This window comes from Sphingomonas sp., assembly GCF_042096255.1.
GTDB lineage: Bacteria > Pseudomonadota > Alphaproteobacteria > Sphingomonadales > Sphingomonadaceae > Sphingomonas.
In genome coordinates this window covers 1-2,865 of record NZ_JBELLZ010000181.1, presented here as the reverse complement: position 1 = coordinate 2,865, position 2,865 = coordinate 1, and the positions used below count along the sequence as shown (strand labels likewise).

Annotated in this window: 2 protein-coding genes and 1 pseudogene; 2 read left to right on the top strand and 1 reads right to left on the bottom strand. The window is 70.6% G+C overall.

Annotated elements, in window-relative coordinates; all coding sequences use genetic code 11:
• Nucleotides 1-553 (bottom strand): annotated as a pseudogene (locus tag ACFDTH_RS17990) (imidazolonepropionase); the annotation flags it as partial.
• A gap of 72 nt (nucleotides 554-625) precedes the next feature.
• Between ACFDTH_RS17990 and ACFDTH_RS17985 the strand changes: the two are divergent.
• Nucleotides 626-1,987, top strand: a complete 1,362-nt coding sequence (locus tag ACFDTH_RS17985; RefSeq protein ID WP_375288919.1) for a formimidoylglutamate deiminase — start codon at nucleotides 626-628, stop codon at nucleotides 1,985-1,987.
• On the top strand, nucleotides 1,984-2,673 hold the full coding sequence (locus ACFDTH_RS17980) for a UTRA domain-containing protein (RefSeq protein ID WP_375288918.1): 690 nt from the start codon (nucleotides 1,984-1,986) through the stop codon (nucleotides 2,671-2,673). The genes ACFDTH_RS17985 and ACFDTH_RS17980 overlap by 4 nt, the downstream gene beginning before the upstream one ends.
• Nucleotides 2,674-2,865: the final 192 nt, after the last annotated feature.

Below are 2,865 nucleotides of genomic sequence, written 5' to 3'. Positions count from 1 at the left end.
TGTCCGCATCGCCAGCATATTCGGGTGGCAGGGCATGCGCGCCGAGGAACGTGGTGGCGACCCGCACCGGTCGCGCCTCGCCCAGCGCGCGCGCAGCGCGGAGCATCCGCAGCTCGGTCTCGGTATCCAGCCCGTAGCCGGACTTCACCTCCACGGTGGTCGCCCCCTCGGCGATCAGCGCATCGAGCCGGGGCAGCGCGCCCGCGACCAGATCGGCCTCGTTCGCCGCGCGCGTGGCGGCGACGGTGGAGGCGATGCCGCCACCGCCGCGCGCGATCTCCTCATAGGACGCGCCAGCCAGCCGCAGCTCGAACTCATGCGCGCGCTCCCCGGCATAGACGAGGTGGGTGTGGCAATCGATCAGCCCGGGGGTGATCCAGCGCCCGTCGCAGGCGACGACCTCGTCCGCCTCGAACCGCGGCGCCTCGCCAGCGGGCCCTGCGTAGACGATCCGCCCGTCCGTCGCGGCGATCACGCCATCCTGAACCAGGCCGAGGCCATCGCCCGCCATGGTCGCCAGCCGCGCATCCTTCCAGAGCCGATCGCATCGCATGCCGCAGCCTCCAGAGCGCGAACATTGCACCGACTCCGCCTATTGTATAGACATAATTGCGGGAGACATCCGATGGCCGACGCGCAGACCGCCTTCCACGCCGCTGAAGCCCTGCTGCCCGATGGCTGGGCGCACGACGTGCGGATTTCGGTCGCGGACGGCATGGTTGTCCGCATCGAGACAGACGCTGCGCCACAGGCAACCGACCAGCGCCTCGCCATCCTGCTGCCCGGCATGCCCAACCTGCACAGCCACGCCTTCCAACGCGGCATGGCGGGGCTGGCCGAGACGCGCGGGCGCGGTGACGACGATTTCTGGGGCTGGCGCGAGGTAATGTACCGCTTCGTCGCGCGGCTTACCCCCGATCACCTCTACGCCATCGCCGCGCTGGCCTATGCCGAAATGCTGGAGGCGGGTTTCACCCGTGTTGGCGAGTTCCATTACCTGCACCATGATCGGGACGGCGCCGCCTTCGCCGATCCGGCGGAGATGAGCGCGGCGATCGCGGCGGCGGCGGGAGAGGCCGGCATCGCGCTCACCCACCTGCCTGTCTTCTACGCGCACGCCGGCTTCGGCGGCACCGCGCCGGGCGCGGGGCAGCGGCGCTTCGTGCATGACCTGGACGGCTTCGCGCGTCTGATGGAGCGGCTGCGCGACACGCTCGCGACTCTGCCCGATGCGGTCCTCGGCCTCGCCCCGCACAGCCTGCGCGCGGTGACCCCGGAGGAACTGGCCTCGCTGGTGCCACTGACCGGCGGCCCCATTCACATCCATGTCGCCGAGCAGGTGCGCGAGGTGGCGGACTGCCTCGCCTGGTCCGGCCAGCGCCCGGTGGAGTGGCTGCTCGCCAAGTTGCCGGTCGATCGGCGCTGGTGCTTCGTCCACGCGACTCACATGACGCCGGCGGAAACGGCGGAAATGGCGGCGCGCGGCGTGGTTGCGGGCCTGTGCCCGATCACCGAGGCCAATCTGGGCGACGGCCTGTTCCCCGCCGCCGACTTCCTCGCGGCCGGCGGGCGCTGGGGCATCGGCTCCGATTCCAACGTGCTGATCGACATGGCGGAGGAACTGCGCCTGTTCGAATACGGCCAGCGCCTCGCCACGCGGTCACGCACCGTGCTCGCGCCACCGGGCGCGTCGTGCGGGGCGACGCTGTTCGCGGGCGCGCTGGCCGGGGGCGCGCAGGCCTTGGGCGCATCCGCCGGCCTGGCGATCGGCGCCCCGGCCGATTTCGTCACGCTCGATCCCGACCACCCGTCGCTCGCGGGTCGCGCCGGCGACGCGCTGCTCGACGGGCTAATTTTCGCCGCGCGGCGCGGTGCGGTCGATGGGGTGTGGCGTCGGGGGGGGCAGGTAGTGGCGCAGGGCCGCCATGTCGATCGCGCGCGGAACGTCGCGCGCTACCGCGCCGCGCTGGCCGAGATCATCGAATGAAGCCGCCGCCGCTGCACGATCGCATCCGCCGCGATGTCGAGGCGCGGATCATGTCCGGCGCGTGGGAGGCGGGGCGCCGCCTGCCCACCGAACAGGCGCTGATGGCCGAATATGCCTGTTCCCGCATGACGGTGAACAAGGCGCTGTCCGCGCTGGTCGGCTTCGGCATGATCGAGCGGCGCCGCCGCGCGGGCAGCTTCGTCGCCGCGCCCAAGATCCACCGCGCGGTCTTCGATATCCCCGACATCGCCGCCGAGATCGAAGCGCACGGTTCGCACCATGGCCTCGATCTGATCCGCCATATTGAGCGCGAGGCGGATCCGGACGACCGCGCGCGCTTGTCGATCGCGGCAGGGCCGGTGTTGGACCTCACCTGCCTGCACCGCGCCGACGGGCGCGCCTTCGCGCTGGAGCGGCGGCTGATCAACCTGACGCTCGTGCCCGCCGCACGCATGGTGAACTTCGCCAGGGAGAGCCCCGGTCGCTGGCTGATGGAGCATGTGCCATGGAGCGACGCGGCGCATCGCATCAGCGCGACGGCGGCGGGGAAGGATGCCATGCTGCTCGGCGTGGTACCGGACGCGCCCTGCCTGTCAATTGAGCGCTGGACGTGGCGCACGCGCGAGAGGATCACCTATGTCCGGCAGGTCTATCCGGACGATCATGCGCTGGCGTCGGGGGTTTGATCCGCCCTTCCTAAGCAAGATCGATGTCATCAAAATAAGACGTGACCCCGGGCTTGACCGAGGGTCACGCTTCTTCGTGCGTTGGGCAAGGCAGCGGGGCCCCGGCTCAGGGCCGGGGCGACGAGAATTGCGCAACCCTGTCAATCGGCGTCCAAAAAGGACCCCCTATCGGCGTGCAAAAGGGACCCCCTT